This is a genomic window from Sphingomonas sp. CCH9-F2, assembly GCF_001556735.1.
GTDB lineage: Bacteria > Pseudomonadota > Alphaproteobacteria > Sphingomonadales > Sphingomonadaceae > Sphingomonas > Sphingomonas ginsenosidimutans.
The window spans coordinates 1-14033 of record NZ_LSJO01000276.1 but is presented as its reverse complement, the minus strand read 5'-3'; the positions used below and the strand labels follow the sequence as shown (position 1 = coordinate 14033).

General features: G+C 69.2%; 15 protein-coding genes. 11 read left to right on the top strand and 4 right to left on the bottom strand.

Features of this window, described 5'->3' with window-relative positions; genetic code table 11:
• The 4 genes from lepB to pyrE form a co-directional block, all read right to left on the bottom strand.
• Nucleotides 1-628, bottom strand: a 628-nt coding sequence (lepB, locus tag AX685_RS08245) for a signal peptidase I (RefSeq protein WP_082740718.1), incomplete at its 3' end; no start/stop codon positions are given.
• Between the two features lie 3 nt (nucleotides 629-631).
• Nucleotides 632-1051: a holo-ACP synthase gene (gene acpS, locus AX685_RS08240; protein WP_066487407.1), complete on the bottom strand. Its 420-nt coding sequence runs from the start codon at nucleotides 1049-1051 to the stop codon at nucleotides 632-634.
• Complete coding sequence (locus AX685_RS08235; protein ID WP_066487405.1) at nucleotides 1051-1788, bottom strand: pyridoxine 5'-phosphate synthase; 738 nt, start codon at nucleotides 1786-1788, stop codon at nucleotides 1051-1053. Before AX685_RS08235 ends, acpS begins: the two co-directional genes overlap by 1 nt.
• Nucleotides 1788-2372, bottom strand: coding sequence for an orotate phosphoribosyltransferase (gene pyrE, locus AX685_RS08230; protein ID WP_066487423.1), 585 nt, complete (start codon nucleotides 2370-2372; stop codon nucleotides 1788-1790). Before pyrE ends, AX685_RS08235 begins: the two co-directional genes overlap by 1 nt.
• A gap of 188 nt (nucleotides 2373-2560) precedes the next feature.
• Here pyrE and coxB point away from each other — a divergent pair, with 188 nt between their 5' ends.
• The 11 genes from coxB (at nucleotide 2561) to AX685_RS08180 (ending at nucleotide 13979) form a co-directional block, all read left to right on the top strand.
• Nucleotides 2561-3778, top strand: a complete 1218-nt coding sequence (coxB, locus tag AX685_RS08225) for a cytochrome c oxidase subunit II (RefSeq protein ID WP_066487403.1) — start codon at nucleotides 2561-2563, stop codon at nucleotides 3776-3778.
• Between the two features lie 4 nt (nucleotides 3779-3782).
• Entirely contained in the window at nucleotides 3783-5450 is a 1668-nt protein-coding gene (ctaD, locus tag AX685_RS08220; RefSeq protein WP_066487421.1) for a cytochrome c oxidase subunit I, read from the top strand.
• Between the two features lie 358 nt (nucleotides 5451-5808).
• Nucleotides 5809-6345 carry a L,D-transpeptidase family protein gene (locus AX685_RS08215; RefSeq protein WP_082740716.1) on the top strand — a complete coding sequence of 179 codons (537 nt, stop codon included), beginning with the start codon at nucleotides 5809-5811 and terminating at the stop codon, nucleotides 6343-6345.
• A 38-nt stretch (nucleotides 6346-6383) separates the two neighbouring features.
• Nucleotides 6384-7145 carry a GNAT family N-acetyltransferase gene (locus AX685_RS08210; RefSeq protein WP_066487402.1) on the top strand — a complete coding sequence of 254 codons (762 nt, stop codon included), beginning with the start codon at nucleotides 6384-6386 and terminating at the stop codon, nucleotides 7143-7145.
• Entirely contained in the window at nucleotides 7145-8113 is a 969-nt protein-coding gene (locus AX685_RS08205; protein ID WP_066487415.1) for an alpha/beta fold hydrolase, read from the top strand. The genes AX685_RS08210 and AX685_RS08205 overlap by 1 nt, the downstream gene beginning before the upstream one ends.
• Nucleotides 8114-8255: 142 nt before the next feature.
• A complete protein-coding gene (locus AX685_RS08200; protein WP_082740714.1) occupies nucleotides 8256-9995 on the top strand; it encodes a DUF1800 domain-containing protein in 1740 nt (579 codons plus the stop codon).
• A gap of 13 nt (nucleotides 9996-10008) precedes the next feature.
• Nucleotides 10009-11388, top strand: coding sequence for a DUF1501 domain-containing protein (locus AX685_RS08195; RefSeq protein ID WP_066487400.1), 1380 nt, complete (start codon nucleotides 10009-10011; stop codon nucleotides 11386-11388).
• A gap of 47 nt (nucleotides 11389-11435) precedes the next feature.
• Nucleotides 11436-12335: a heme o synthase gene (locus AX685_RS08190; protein ID WP_066487409.1), complete on the top strand. Its 900-nt coding sequence runs from the start codon at nucleotides 11436-11438 to the stop codon at nucleotides 12333-12335.
• Nucleotides 12332-12469, top strand: a complete 138-nt coding sequence (locus AX685_RS22450; protein WP_169803565.1) for a hypothetical protein — start codon at nucleotides 12332-12334, stop codon at nucleotides 12467-12469. Before AX685_RS08190 ends, AX685_RS22450 begins: the two co-directional genes overlap by 4 nt.
• Nucleotides 12469-13029, top strand: coding sequence for a cytochrome c oxidase assembly protein (locus tag AX685_RS08185; protein ID WP_066487398.1), 561 nt, complete (start codon nucleotides 12469-12471; stop codon nucleotides 13027-13029). Before AX685_RS22450 ends, AX685_RS08185 begins: the two co-directional genes overlap by 1 nt.
• Before the next feature lie 38 nt (nucleotides 13030-13067).
• Nucleotides 13068-13979 carry a cytochrome c oxidase subunit 3 gene (locus tag AX685_RS08180; protein WP_066487396.1) on the top strand — a complete coding sequence of 304 codons (912 nt, stop codon included), beginning with the start codon at nucleotides 13068-13070 and terminating at the stop codon, nucleotides 13977-13979.
• Nucleotides 13980-14033 lie beyond the last annotated feature (54 nt).

Genomic DNA, 14033 nt, shown 5'->3' with positions numbered 1-14033 from the left:
GTGTTTCCCGACGGCAGACGAGTCTGCCGTCGGGAAACACGGTGCGCGCCGGGCCGTATTGCAGCGGGTCGCACGTGGCATTGGCGTCCACCGGCAGCTCGCGATAGTGCATCGGCCCGCGCGCGATCGCGCGCCCGTTGATGTAGACGGTGCCGCCGCGCACCGCGAGCGTTTCGCCCGGCAGGCCAATCACCCGCTTGATATAGTCGCTGGTCTGCCCCGGCGGGGTGACGATCACCACGTCGCCGCGATCGGGCATCCGCCCCCACAGCCGGCCGTGGATGAAGGGCAGCTGCACCGACCAGCCGTCGACCGGGCGGTGGAACACCACGTCCTCGACGATCGCGACCGGATTGGGGATGGTCGGCGACACGAACGACCAGCCATAGGCGAACTTCGACACCACCAGCCGGTCGCCGACCATCAGCCCCGGCAGCATCGATTCGCTGGGGATGTAGAACGGCTTGGCGATGAAGCTGTGGAAGCCCAGCACCGCCAGGATCAGCCAGAACAGCCCCTTGGCCTCCGCCCACCAGTCGAACCGGGGGGCGGGCGCGTGGTCTGCCGGGGTGTTGTCAACCGGCGGGGCGGCGGGCGGTTCGCCGGTCAACGCGATCTCCTCGGCCATAAACTACTCGGCTCCTGCGGGGGGAAGCGGAATCGCCTCGATGATGACGAACGCCTGCGCCCAGGGGTGGTCGTCGGTCAACGTCAGATGGATGCGCGCCGCGTGCCCGGCGGGGATCATCGCGTCCAGCCGCGCCTTCGCCCCGCCGGTCAGCGCCAGCGTCGGCGCCCCCGACGGCGCGTTGACGACGCCGATGTCCTTCATGAACACGCCGCGCTTGAACCCGGTGCCGACCGCCTTGGAAAACGCCTCCTTCGCGGCGAACCGCTTGGCGTAGGTGCCGGCGCGGGTATAGGGTCGCCGGCCTGCCTTGGCGCGTTCCACGTCGGTGAACACCCGCGCCTCGAACCGCGCGCCGAACCGGTCGAGCGAGGCCTGGATGCGCTCGATGTTGCACAGGTCGGAACCCAGCCCGACGATCATTACCGCGCGCTGTCCATCAGCGTCTTCATCCGCGCGACGCTCGCCTCCAGCCCGACGAAGATCGCCTCGCCGATCAGGAAATGGCCGATGTTCAGCTCGCGCACCTGCGGGATCGCGGCGACGGGGACGACATTGTCGAACGTCAGGCCGTGGCCGGCGTGCACCTCGATCCCGTTCTTCGCCGCCAGCGCCGCGGCGTCCGCCAGCCGGCGCAGCTCGGCCACCTGTTCCTCGCCCGCCAGTTCGGCGTAGCGGCCGGTGTGCAGCTCGACCACCGGCGCGCCCAGCGACACCGCCGCCGCGATCTGCCGCGGGTCGGGTTCGATGAACAGCGACACGCGGATGCCCGCATCGGCCAGTTCGCGCACCATCGGCGCCAACCGATTGTGCTGGCCTGCGGCGTCGATCCCGCCCTCGGTGGTGCGCTCCTCACGCTTTTCGGGGACGATGCAGGCGGCGTGCGGGCGGTGGCGCAGCGCGATCGCCAGCATCTCTTCGGTTGCCGCCATCTCCAGGTTGAGCGGGATGGCGAGGCCGGTCGACAGCCGCTCGATATCCGCATCGGTGATGTGGCGGCGATCCTCGCGCAGGTGCGCGGTGATGCCGTCCGCCCCCGCCGCGGCCGCCAGCAGCGCGGCGCGCACCGGATCGGGCAGGCCGCCGCCGCGTGCGTTGCGCACCGTGGCGACATGGTCGATGTTGACCCCCAGCCGCAGCGGGGCGGTATCCCCCGCCATCACGCCGCCGCCCGGCTGCCCGGCTTGATCGCCGGGATCGCCGCCAGCTCCGGCGGCACCGCGTCCGCCTCGTAGGTCGGAACGTCCAGCCGGATCAGCGGGAAGAACGGCACCCCGATGTCGGCCGTCCCGTTCGACCGGTCGACCAGCGCGGCGCCCGCGATCACGCGCCCGCCCGCCGCCTCGATCGCCTTGATCGCCTCCCGGCTGGACAGCCCGGTGGTGACGACGTCCTCCATCATCAGCACGTCCTGGCCCTGCTCCAGCCGGAAGCCGCGGCGCAGCTCGAACGTGCCGGTGGGGCGTTCGACGAACATTGCCTCCACCCCCAGCGCGCGCGCCATTTCGTGCCCGGCGATCACCCCGCCCATCGCGGGGGAGACGACCGCGCTGATCCGCGCGCGCAACTCGGCGGGGATGCGCGCGGCCAGCGCCTCGCACAGCCGCGCGCCGCGGCGCGGGTCCATCAGCACGCGCGCGCATTGCAGGTAGCGCGGGCTGCGCAGTCCCGACGACAGGATGAAATGCCCCTCCAGCAGCGCATCGGCGGCACGGAATTCGGCGAGGACGTCTTGTTCGGTCATCGGGTCGGCAACCTCCTTGCCGCGCTCCATTAGGGATCGGCCGACGGGGGTGCAACGCGCAACGCGCGGCGGTGGATGCGCGCGCCCTCTTGAGGGAGGGGGGTGGTCTGCGTATAGGCCGGTCAGGAGGGGCGTCCTACGCCCGGCGCGCGGACGCGCGTGCCACGAGCAGGGGTGACGATAACACAATGCTGAAAACCGGGATCAAGGGATGGATGCTCGCGGCGAGCCTGGCGATTGCCGGGCTCGCGGGCGCCGCCACCGCGCAGGCGCCAGCGGCCCCCGCTGCGACGACCCCCACCGCGACGATCGGCGCTTCGCCGGCCACCGCCGCCACCGCCGCGCCGACCGGGCTGCGCCCCGCCGATGCGAATCAGGGCACGTCGGGCGGTTCGGTGCAAAAGGCCGATGCCGCCTCGGCCTCTCCGGTGCTGGCGATGGACGGCGCCCCGGCGATGACGGTCAAGCCGATGCTGGGCCAGCCCACCGACGGGCTGATGGGCATCCAGCCGCAGGTCACCAAGAACGGGCTGCGCGCGCACTGGTTTCACGATCGCGTGCTGCTGCCGCTCATCACGATCATCTCGATCTTCGTCCTGATCCTGCTCGTCGTTGTCGTCATCCGCTTCCGCGCCGGCGCGAACCCCAATCCGTCGAAGACCAGCCACAACACCGCGATCGAGATCGTGTGGACGCTGGCCCCGGTGCTGATCCTGGTCGCCATCGCGGTGCCCTCGATCGGGCTGCTCCAGGCGCAGTTCAAGCCCGCGCCGGCCAATGCCGTGACGCTCAAGGCGATCGGCAACCAGTGGTTCTGGAGCTATCAATATCCCGACCATGGCGGGATCGAGATCACCGCCAACATGCTGAAGGAAGCCAATCAGGTCGCGCCCGGCGAGCGCGCGCGCACCGCGGCCGACGGCCCGCGGCTGATGGCGACCGACAACCGCATCGTCCTGCCGGTGGGTGTCCCGATCCGGCTGATCACCACCGCCAACGACGTGATCCACAGCTGGGCGGTCCCCGCCTTCTGGATCAAGCTGGACGCGATCCCCGGCCGCCTGAACGAGACCAGCTTCACGATCGAGAAGCCGGGCCTCTACTTCGGCCAGTGTTCGGAGCTGTGCGGCGCGCGCCATGCGTTCATGCCGATCGCGGTCGAGGCGGTGTCGCCCGCCGAATTCGCCGCCTGGGTCCGTGCCAAGGGCGGCAAGATGCCCGCGCCGGGCAAGCCGTCGGACGCGGTGATCCCGCAGCCGGGCGCCGACAATTCGGCGGCGGTGATGACCGAGGCGGCTGACGCCGGCAACATGGCCGGCCCGACCGTCAACGGCACCGACACTCCCCCCACTTCCACGCAGGGCGCGACCGGTAACCCCGGTGGCGTCGGCGAAGCCGGACGCTGAGACCATGACCGACACCGCGCTCCACCCGTCCGCCTTCCAGGCGCACGACCATGGCCACCATGACGCCGATGCCGACCACAAGCCCGGCTTCTTCGCGCGCTGGTTCATGTCCACCAACCACAAGGACATCGGCACGCTGTACCTGATCTTCGCGATCGTCGCGGGGATCATCGGCGGTGCGATCTCCGGCCTGATGCGCGCCGAGCTGATGCATCCGGGCATTCAGTATCTGCCGCAATGGGCCGCTATGCTGCACGGCGGGACCGAACAGTCGTTCGACCAGGCGCTGCACCTGTGGAACGTGCTGGTCACCGCGCACGGCCTGATCATGGTGTTCTTCATGGTAATGCCGGCGATGATCGGCGGATTCGGCAACTGGTTCGTGCCGATCATGATCGGCGCGCCGGACATGGCGTTCCCGCGGATGAACAACATCAGCTTCTGGCTGCTGATCCCCGCCTTCACGCTGCTGCTGGCCTCGCCGTTCTTCGGCGGTGCGGGCACCGGCTGGACCGTCTATGCGCCGCTGTCCACCTATGGCGAGCCGGGGCCGTCGGTCGACATGGCGATCCTGTCGCTGCACCTGGCGGGCGTCAGCTCGATCCTGGGCGCGATCAACTTCATCACCACCATCTTCAACATGCGCGCGCCGGGCATGACGCTGCACAAGATGCCGCTGTTCGCCTGGGCCGTGCTGGTCACCGCGTTCCTGCTGCTGCTGGCGCTGCCGGTGCTGGCCGCGGCGATCACGATGCTGCTGACCGACCGTAATTTCGGCACCACCTTCTACGACCCCGCCGGCGGCGGCGATCCGGTGCTGTACCAGCATCTGTTCTGGTTCTTCGGCCACCCCGAAGTGTACATCATGATCCTGCCGGGCTTCGGCATCATCAGCCACATCGTGGCGACGTTCAGCCGCAAGCCGGTGTTCGGCTATCTCGGCATGGCCTATGCCATGGTCGCGATCGGCGTGGTCGGCTTCGTCGTGTGGGCGCACCACATGTTCACGACCGGCATGAGCGTGAACGTGAAGATGTACTTCACCGCCGCGACGATGGTGATCGCGGTGCCGACCGGCATCAAGATCTTCTCGTGGATCGCGACGATGTGGGGCGGCAGCCTGCGCTTCCCGACCCCGATGGTCTGGGCGATCGGCTTCATCTTCATGTTCACCGTCGGCGGCGTGACCGGCGTCGTCCTCGCCAACGGCGGCGTCGACGACTACATGCAGGACACGTACTACGTGGTGGCGCACTTCCACTACGTGCTTTCGCTGGGCGCGGTGTTCTCGCTGTTCGCTGGCTTCTATTACTGGTTCCCGAAGATGTCCGGGCGGATGTATTCGGAGCTGCTGGGCCAGCTGCACTTCTGGGTGTTCTTCGTCGGCGTGAACCTGTTGTTCTTCCCGATGCACTTCCTGGGCCTGCAGGGCATGCCGCGCCGCTACCCGGATTATCCGGACGCCTTCGCGCACTGGAACAATGTCGCCACGATCGGCTACATGATCATGGCCGCGGGCATGGCGATCTTCTTCGTCAACATCATCTGGTCGCTGATCGCGGGCAAGAAGGCACCCGACAACCCCTGGGGCGACGGTGCGACGACGCTGGAATGGACGCTGTCCAGCCCGCCGCCGTTCCACCAGTTCGAAACCCTGCCGAAGATCGACTGATCGGAAGACCAAGGCCCGGAAGCACCCGCTTCCGGGCCTTTTTTTACGGGGCTGGCAGAGCGGCCGGCGCATCATTTCACGGCGCCAGAAGGAAGTGCGACTCGCGCAGAGACGCGGAGACGCAGAGAGGGTTCGCCTGACCCGAAGGGTCACCTTGCCTCAGCACCATCTGTGGTGGGCCGCTTCGCGGGGTCATCGAAACATCTGTGCGTCTCCGCGTTCCTGCGCGAACCACCCCCTCTTTTTACCGTCGGGTCTTCGCGTCTTCGCGTGACCCACCGCGCCGCCCCCGTCCCGTAACGGGACGTCCCGAATCGGGCGCTGGAAACCGCGCCGACGCGGGGCCAGCATCGACGCCATGTCCCGCGCGCTCCGCTGCCTGTTCGCCGTCTTCCTGCTGCTCGCCCCCGCCGCGGGGCTGGCGGCGCCGCGGCGGGGGGAGCCGGCGCCCGATGTCCACACCGTGCTGGACGTCGGCCAGCCGCTAGGCCCCGGCGACTATGTGTGGGACACCGACGAAGTGCCCGCCGGCCCGACGCGGATCGTCGTCGATCTCGCCAAGCGGCGGCTCTACGTCTATCGCGCCGGGGTGGAGATCGGCCGGTCCTACATCGTCATCGGCCCGCCGGAACAGCCGACGCCGACCGGTCGCTTCCCGATCCTGCAGAAACATGCCGATCATTATTCCAGCACCTATGGCGGCGCGCCGATGCCGTACATGTTGCGACTGACCTGGGGCGGGGTGGCGATCCACGGCAGCGCGGTGGAGGAGGATTGGGTGACACACGGCTGCATCGGCGTGCCGACCCCGTTCGCCCGCATCCTGTACGCCCATGCGAAGGTCGGCGATCAGGTGATCGTGACGCGCAACTGGCTGCCGGCCGCTTACCCCTGACGCTTGCCGATCGCGCCGGCGCGCGCCACGATCGCGCGATGGACGACCATGCGACGCTGTGCTGGCGGGTCGAGCGTGCCTGCGCCGCGGCCTGGCCCGCGCGCACGACGGACGTGCTCCACGGCTGGGCGGTGGCGCGATCGGGGGGCGGGACGCGGCGGATCAATTCCGCCTCGCCGCTGTCGCCCGGGGCGACGCTGGACCCGCCCGGGCTGGCGGCGATCGTCGCCGCCTATCGCGATGCCGGGCTGCCGGCGATCGTCCGGCTGCCGACGCTGATCGATCCGCCGACGCGCGCGCTGGACGATGCGGGCTTCGCGGCGGCGGAGGGCGCCTCGACCACGCTCGCGCTGGTGCCCGGCGCCATGCCCGCCCCGCCTGCCATGCGCGCCACGCGGATCGCGATCGACCCCGCACCCACCCCGGCATGGCGCGCGGCGCGCCGGCGCCTGTCGCTGGTGGCGGGGGCGGGCGCCGAGGATCACCTGGAACCGCTCGCCTGGCTCCGCGCGCCCGCGTGGTTCGCGTCCGCCGCGGTCGATGGCGCGACCCGCGCGGTCGCCTTCGCCGCGCTGACCGACGGCATCGCGATCATCGAGGCGGTGGCGACCGACCCCGACTGGCGCGGACGCGGGCTGGCGGGCGCGTGCGTCGCCGCGCTGGTCGATCGCGCGACCGTCGCCGGCGCGGTGCGGATCGCGCTGCAGGTGGCGCGCGACAATGCCGCGGCACTTGCGCTCTACCGGCGGCTGGGCTTCACCTGTCAGCTCTACGATTACAGCTACCGAAGGAGAGGATGATGCCCGCATTGCGGATGGTCGACACCGGCACCTTGCGCCTGCGCGTCGCGGTGGAGGGCGAAGGGCCGCTGGTCATCATGGTCCACGGTTTTCCCGAAAGCTGGTATTCCTGGCGGCACCAGATCGGTCCGGTGGCGCAGGCCGGCTTCACCGCCGCGGCGATCGACGTGCGCGGCTATGGCGGGTCGGACAAGCCCCCGGCGGTCGAGGATTACACGCTGGAGGCGATCACCGCCGACGTCGCCGGGGTGGCCGATGCGCTGCAACCCGGCGCGCCCGCGATCCTTCTGGGGCATGACTGGGGGGCGCCGATCGTGTGGAACAGCGCGCTGTCTCGGCCCGATCGTTTCTCGGCGGTCGCGGCGCTGTCGGTGCCGTTCGTCGGTGTGCCGTCGCGCCCGTTCACCGAATCGTTCCGCGCCGCCTTCACCGACAAGGGCCGCTTCTTCTACCAGGAATGGTTCCAGCAACCCGGCCCGGCAGAGGCGGAGGCGGAGGCCGACGTGCGCCGCTTCCTGCGCAGTTTCTATTACGCCATTTCCGGCGATGCCCCGCCGGGCACCTGGCCGGAGAAGCCCGCAGGCGCGACCCTGCTGGAGGGGATGGTCGACCCGGCGGTGTTCCCGGCGTGGCTGGACGATGCCGATCTCGATTATTACGTCGCGGAGTTCGAGGCGTCCGGGCTGCGCGGCCCGCTCAACCGCTATCGCAACCACGAACGCGACTGGGCCTGGGCGCAGCCGTTCAAGGACCGGCGGATCGAGCAGCCCGCGCTGTTCATCGGCGGCACGAAGGATCCGGCGACCAATTTGTTCGGCGCGCTGGCCGATCCGATCGCGGCGATGCGCCCGCACGTCCCGAACGTGGAGGGGCATCTGCTGGAGGGATGCGGCCACTGGACGCAGCAGGAACGCCCGGAGGAGGTCAATCGCCTGCTGCTCGACTGGCTGGCGCGGGTGCGCCCGTGACGGCTAAAATGCGGTAAAACCATTGGTAATCAAGCCGGATTACCCGGGTTGAGGAACGCGCTTTCCGATTCGTAAAGGAAGCGCGCGGTACATGTCGTCCCGGCGCGGCACCCAGGGGGGTGGCCTGCGCGCGGGGTAGGGCATGATGATCGACGGGGAAGGCGCGGCGCCGGCATCGGCGCTGGCGGACGCACACGACGTCCCGACGCGCGACGGGACGGGCGACGCGGCGTGGGGCCGGAACGGGGCGCTGGCATCGGCGCTGTTCCTGGCCGCCTGCGGCTCGGAACAGGCCGGCACATCCGCCACCCCGGCCGGCTCGTCCACGCCTGCGCCGACGCCCGTCACGGTCGCCCCGCCCGCGCCGCCGACCGCCGCGGAGGCCAGCCGGTTTCTGGCGCAGTCGTCGATGGGCGCGACCCGTGCGGAAATCGACAAGGTCGTGTCGCGCGGATATGCCGGCTGGATCGACGATCAGATCGCGATGGCGCGCCCGACCAGCTATTGGGGCTGGCTGGTCGCGGGCGGCTATAACGTCGCGGCCAACAGCAACAGCTATGCCGGCTTCGACGCGATGGTGTGGAGCCAGCTGATCGGCGCCCCCGACCAGCTGCGCCAGCGCGTGACGACCGCGCTGCTCGACATCCTGGTCGTCGGGATCGACGGGCTGAACGCGCAATGGCGCCCGTTCCTGATGGCGGCCTATATGGACGTGCTGGCCGACAATGCGTTCGGCAATTACCGCACGCTGCTGGGCGCGGTGACGACCAGCGCGGCGATGGCCTATTACCTCACCTATCTGAACAACCGGAAGGCGGACGCGCGCACGGGCGCGATGCCGGACGAGAATTACGCCCGCGAACTGATGCAGCTGTTCACGCTGGGCCTATACCGGCTGAACAATGACGGCACGCAGCAGACGTCGAACGGCGCGCCGATCGACACCTATACCCAGGCCGACGTAACGCAGCTGGCGCGCGTGTTTACCGGGCTGCAACTGGCGAACAACGACAATTCCAGCCCCGACCGGATGCGCCTGCCGCTGGTGATGACGGCGTCGCTGCATGAAAGCGGCACCTCGACCGTGCTGGGCGCGTCGATCAACGGCGCGGACGGCATGGGGGCGGTCAATGCCGCGCTCGACACGATCTTCGCGCATCCCAACGTGCCGCCATTCATCGGCAAGCTGCTGATCCAGCGGCTGGTGACCAGCAATCCCAGCCCCGCCTATGTCGCGCGCGTCGCGGCGGTGTTCGCCGACAATGGCAAGCAGGTGCGCGGCGATCTGGCGGCGGTGGTGCGCGCGGTGCTGCTCGACAGCGAGGCGCGCGGCAGCGCGGCGCTGACCAGGGCGCAGGCCGGGCGGCTGCGCACCCCGGTGGAGCGGCTGACCGGCTGGGCGCGCGCGTTCGGCGCCACCTCGCCGTCGAACGCCTGGGCGATCGGCGACACGACGTCGGGCACGTCGCGGCTGGGGCAGGGGATCGGGCGCGCGCCGTCGGTCTTCAACTTCTACCGCCCCGGCTACATCCCGCCCGCCACCGCGCTGGCCAGCGCCGGGCTGGTCGCGCCGGAGTTCCAGATCACCAACGAACAGAGCGTCGTCGGCTACGTCAACTTCATGTATTCGCTGGTCGCCAACGGCATCGGCGACGTGAAGGCCGATTACACCGCGATCCTGACCAAGGCGGGCGACAGCGCCGCGCTGGTGGACGAGGTGAATGTGCTGCTCGCCGCGGGCCAGCTGTCCAGCGCGACGGTCGCGTCGATCCGCGCCGCGGTCGACAGCGTCGCCACCACTGCCACCAACGCCGCGATCAACCGCGTCGGCATCGCGATCATGCTGACGCTGGCATCCCCCGACTATCTGACGCTTCGCTAAAAGGGCCGCGACGATGCACATCCATCACGACGAATCGCGCCGCGCCTTCCTGCGCCGCGCCGCGCTATTGGGAATGGCGGGCACCGCCGCCCCGTTCGTCAACACGCTGGGCGCGATCGGCGAGGCCGCGGCCGCGACCGGATCGGGATACAAGGCGCTGGTCTGCGTCTTCCTGCACGGCGGCAACGATTACGGCAACACGCTGATCCCCTATGACCAGGGCAGCTACGCGGCCTATGCGCAGACACGCGCCGCGCTGGCGCTGTCGCGCGATGCGCTGTCGCCGCTGGTGCCCGATGTCGCGCTGGCCGGCGGGCGGCAATATGCGATGGCGCCGTCGCTGGCGCCGCTGGCCGATCTGTTCGCGAAGGGCGTGGTCGCGCCGGTGATGAACGTCGGCACGCTGGTGCAGCCGATCACCAAGGCGCAGTATAACGCCCGTAGCGCGCCGGTGCCGCCCAAGCTGTTCAGCCACAACGACCAGAGCAGCTATTTCCAGGCGTCCAGCCCCGAAGGCGCGCAGAGCGGCTGGGGCGGGCGGATCGGCGACCTGATGCAGGCCGGCAACGGCGGATCGGCGCTGACGTGCATCAACACCGGCGGCAATGCGGTGTACCTGACCGGGCGCCAGGCGGTGCAATATGCGGTCGGTACCGGCGGCCCGGTCGCGCTGCTGAGCAACAGCAAGACGATGTACGGGTCGACCACCGCGGCGACGACGCTGCGCGAGTTGATGACGAAGAGCAACGGCGCGCTGCTCGCCGACGAACATGCCCGCGTCAGCAAGCGCGCGCTGGATACCTATGCGCAGGTCTCGGCCGCGCTCGGCGGCGCGCCGGCGGGCAATTTTCCGTTGTTTCCCAGCGGCAATTCGCTGGCCGATCAGCTGCGGATGGTGGCGCGGATGATCTCCGTCTCCAGCGAACTGGGGCTGTCGCGGCAGGTGTTCTTCGTCGGGATGGGCGGGTTCGACCTGCACGACAACCTGCTGACGCAGCATCCGGTCTTGATGGGGCGCGTCGCCGCGGCGATGCGCGCCTTTTACGACACCACCGTGGCGATGGGCGTCGCCGACAAGGTAACCAGCTTCACCGCCTCCGACTTCGGCCGCACGCTGACCAGCAACGGCGACGGATCCGACCATGGCTGGGGCGGGATGCATTTCGTGATGGGCGGCGCGGTGAAGGGCCGGCGGCTGTACGGCCGCGCGCCCGATGTCGGCGCCAACACCAACGATGACGTCGGGCAGGGGCGGCTGATCCCCACCACCTCGGTCGATCAATATGCCGCGACGATGGCGACCTGGTTCGGCGTGTCCGCGTCGGACCTGCGCACCGTCCTGCCGAACATCGGCAATTACGACGCCTCGACCTGGAATCTCGGCTTCCTGTAAGGCTTTCCTCGCGCCCCGCCGCACGGTAGGGGGTGGTGGTGACCGTCATGAGCACCGCTGCCCCCCTCCTGCCGCCGGCCGACTGGCGCGATTTCCTGGCGCTGACCAAGCCGCGGGTGATGACGCTGGTCGTCTTCACCGGGCTGTGCGGGATGCTGGCCGCGCCGGTCGCGGTCGATCCGGTGCTGGGCTTCACCGCGATCCTGTGCATCGCGCTGGGCGCGGGCGCGGCGGGCGCGCTCAACCAATGGTATGAAGCCGATCTGGACGCGGTGATGAAGCGCACCGCGCAGCGCCCGTTGCCCGCCGGGCGGATGGAGCGGCAGTCGGCGCTGCATTTCGGTGTCGGGCTGGGCGCCTTTTCGGTGATCCTGATGGGGCTGGCGGTCAATCTGGCGGCCGCGGCGATCCTGACCGTGTCGATCCTGTTCTACGTCCTCATCTACACCGTCTGGCTGAAGCGGCGGACGCCGCAGAACATCGTCATCGGCGGCGCGGCCGGGGCGTTCCCGCCGCTGATCGGCTGGGCGGCGGCGACGGGGCAGGTCGCGTTGCTGCCGTTCCTGCTGTTCGCGCTCGTCTTTCTGTGGACGCCGCCGCATTTCTGGGCGCTCGCGCTGTTCGTGAAGACCGACTACGCCAATGCCGGCGTGCCGATGCTGCCCGTCGTGGCGGGGGAGGCGGCGACGCGGCGGCAGATCGGCCTGTATACGATCCCGATGGCGGCGGTGGCGATCGCGCCCTGGCCGCTGGGGCTGACCGGCGCGGTGTACGGCGTCGTCGCGGTCGCGATGACCGCCGCGTTCGGCGTGCTGGCGGCGCTGGTCGCGGCGGGGGCGACTCGCGCGGGGCGGCCGATGGCGTGGGAAAAGCGGCTGTTCGCTTTCTCGATCCTGTATCTGTTCGTGATCTTCGGCGCGCTGGTCGCCGACCGGTGGGTGGCATGATTCCTGACGACGACGATCTGATCCGCCGCCGGCAGAAGGGACGCGCGATCGTGCTGGCATTGTTGCTCGGCGCGTTCGTGGTGCTGATCTTCTTCATCACCATCGCCAAGATCCGCCAGGGAATGGCGCACTGATGCGCGGCGACGGCGCCCGGGGCGCGAAGGCGCGCACCACGCGCACCGTCGTGCTCGCGGTACTGGGCGTCTGCTTCATGACCGGGCTCGCCTTCGCCAGCGTGCCGCTCTACCGGCTGTTCTGCCAGGCGACCGGGCTGAACGGCACCACCAACCGCGGGCTGGCCGCGCCGGGCAGCGTCCATCGCCCGATCACGATCGCGTTCGACGCCAACACCAGCCCCAAGCTGCCGTGGCGCTTCGTGCCCGAGCAGGAGCAGGAAACGGTCGAGATCGGTGCGCGCGACATGGCGTTCTTCACCGCCACCAACCGCGGCGCGCAAGCCGTGACCGGCACCGCCACCTACAACGTCACCCCCGCGATCGCGGGCAAATATTTCACCAAGATCCAGTGTTTCTGCTTCACGCAGCAGACGCTGAAACCGGGCGAGACGCAGCGGATGCCGGTGATCTTCTTCGTCGATCCGAAGATCCTGACCGATCCCGACACCCGCGATGTCGAGACGATCACGCTCAGCTACACCTTTTACCCGGTGGATTCTGCCAAAACGGCAAGCTAGAGCGGGTCCAACAGGCGTATAAACGGGGAGAGCCACGCATGGCTGGCGCGAAGAACCACGACTACCACATCCTGCCACCCAGCCCGTGGCCGCTGCTCAGCTCGCTGGCCGCGCTGGTGCTGGCGACGGGCGGCATCATGTACATGCATTCCGCGGTCGGCGGCGGCTGGGTCTTCCTGATCGGCCTCGCCTTCGTGCTGTTCTGCATGTACGGCTGGTGGCACCAGGTGATCCGCGAGGCGCATGCCGGCGATCATACCCCGGTGGTCCAGCTGCATTTCCGCTACGGCATGATCCTGTTCATCGCCTCCGAAGTGATGTTCTTCGTCGGCTGGTTCTGGGCGTTCTTCGATTTCGCGCTGTTCCCCACCGCGATGCAGTTCGTCGACGGTCAGGTGGAACGCGCCGCCGAGGGGGCCGCCGCGATCGCCGCGCAATGGCCGCCCAAGGGGCTGACCGTCATCAATGCGTTCGAGCTGCCGCTGCTCAACACGCTGATCCTGCTGACGTCGGGCACCACCATCACCTGGGCGCACCATGCGCTGATCCACAACCAGCGCGGCGGCGAGAAGCGCGGCTTCTGGGGCCTGCTGGGCGTGGGCGATCGCGACGGCGTGCTCAAGGGGCTGTGGCTGACGGTGGCGCTGGGCCTGATCTTCAGCTCGATCCAGGCCTATGAATACATGCACGCCCCGTTCCCGTTCAAGGGCATCAACTATGGCGCGGCGTTCTTCATGGCGACGGGCTTCCACGGGTTCCACGTGCTGGTCGGCACGATCTTCCTGATCGTCAATCTGATCCGCGCCTATCAGGGCGAATTCACCCCGAAGCAGCATTTCGGGTTCGAGGCCGCCGCCTGGTACTGGCATTTCGTCGACGTGGTGTGGCTGTTCCTGTTCGTCACCATCTACGTCTGGGGCGGCTGGGGCGCGCCGGTCCACGGCGGCTGACGCGATGACGGGCGGCCCATCGGCCGGGGGCGGCGATCCGGCGGCCCCCGCCCC

Excerpts from the sequence above, each read along its gene's own strand:
- AX685_RS08215 (WP_082740716.1), top strand. The coding sequence starts at position 5,809 with ATGTCCCGCGCGCTCCGCTGCCTGTTCGCCGTCTTCCTGCTGCTCGCC.
- AX685_RS08185 (WP_066487398.1), top strand. The coding sequence starts at position 12,469 with ATGCGCGGCGACGGCGCCCGGGGCGCGAAGGCGCGCACCACGCGCACC.
- AX685_RS08235 (WP_066487405.1), bottom strand. The coding sequence starts at position 1,788 with ATGGCGGGGGATACCGCCCCGCTGCGGCTGGGGGTCAACATCGACCAT.
- ctaD (WP_066487421.1), top strand. The coding sequence starts at position 3,783 with ATGACCGACACCGCGCTCCACCCGTCCGCCTTCCAGGCGCACGACCAT.
- coxB (WP_066487403.1), top strand. The coding sequence starts at position 2,561 with ATGCTGAAAACCGGGATCAAGGGATGGATGCTCGCGGCGAGCCTGGCG.
- AX685_RS08205 (WP_066487415.1), top strand. The coding sequence starts at position 7,145 with ATGCCCGCATTGCGGATGGTCGACACCGGCACCTTGCGCCTGCGCGTC.
- AX685_RS08200 (WP_082740714.1), top strand. The coding sequence starts at position 8,256 with ATGATGATCGACGGGGAAGGCGCGGCGCCGGCATCGGCGCTGGCGGAC.
- AX685_RS08210 (WP_066487402.1), top strand. The coding sequence starts at position 6,384 with ATGGACGACCATGCGACGCTGTGCTGGCGGGTCGAGCGTGCCTGCGCC.
- AX685_RS08190 (WP_066487409.1), top strand. The coding sequence starts at position 11,436 with ATGAGCACCGCTGCCCCCCTCCTGCCGCCGGCCGACTGGCGCGATTTC.
- AX685_RS08180 (WP_066487396.1), top strand. The coding sequence starts at position 13,068 with ATGGCTGGCGCGAAGAACCACGACTACCACATCCTGCCACCCAGCCCG.
- AX685_RS08195 (WP_066487400.1), top strand. The coding sequence starts at position 10,009 with ATGCACATCCATCACGACGAATCGCGCCGCGCCTTCCTGCGCCGCGCC.
- AX685_RS22450 (WP_169803565.1), top strand. The coding sequence starts at position 12,332 with ATGATTCCTGACGACGACGATCTGATCCGCCGCCGGCAGAAGGGACGC.
- acpS (WP_066487407.1), bottom strand. The coding sequence starts at position 1,051 with ATGATCGTCGGGCTGGGTTCCGACCTGTGCAACATCGAGCGCATCCAG.
- pyrE (WP_066487423.1), bottom strand. The coding sequence starts at position 2,372 with ATGACCGAACAAGACGTCCTCGCCGAATTCCGTGCCGCCGATGCGCTG.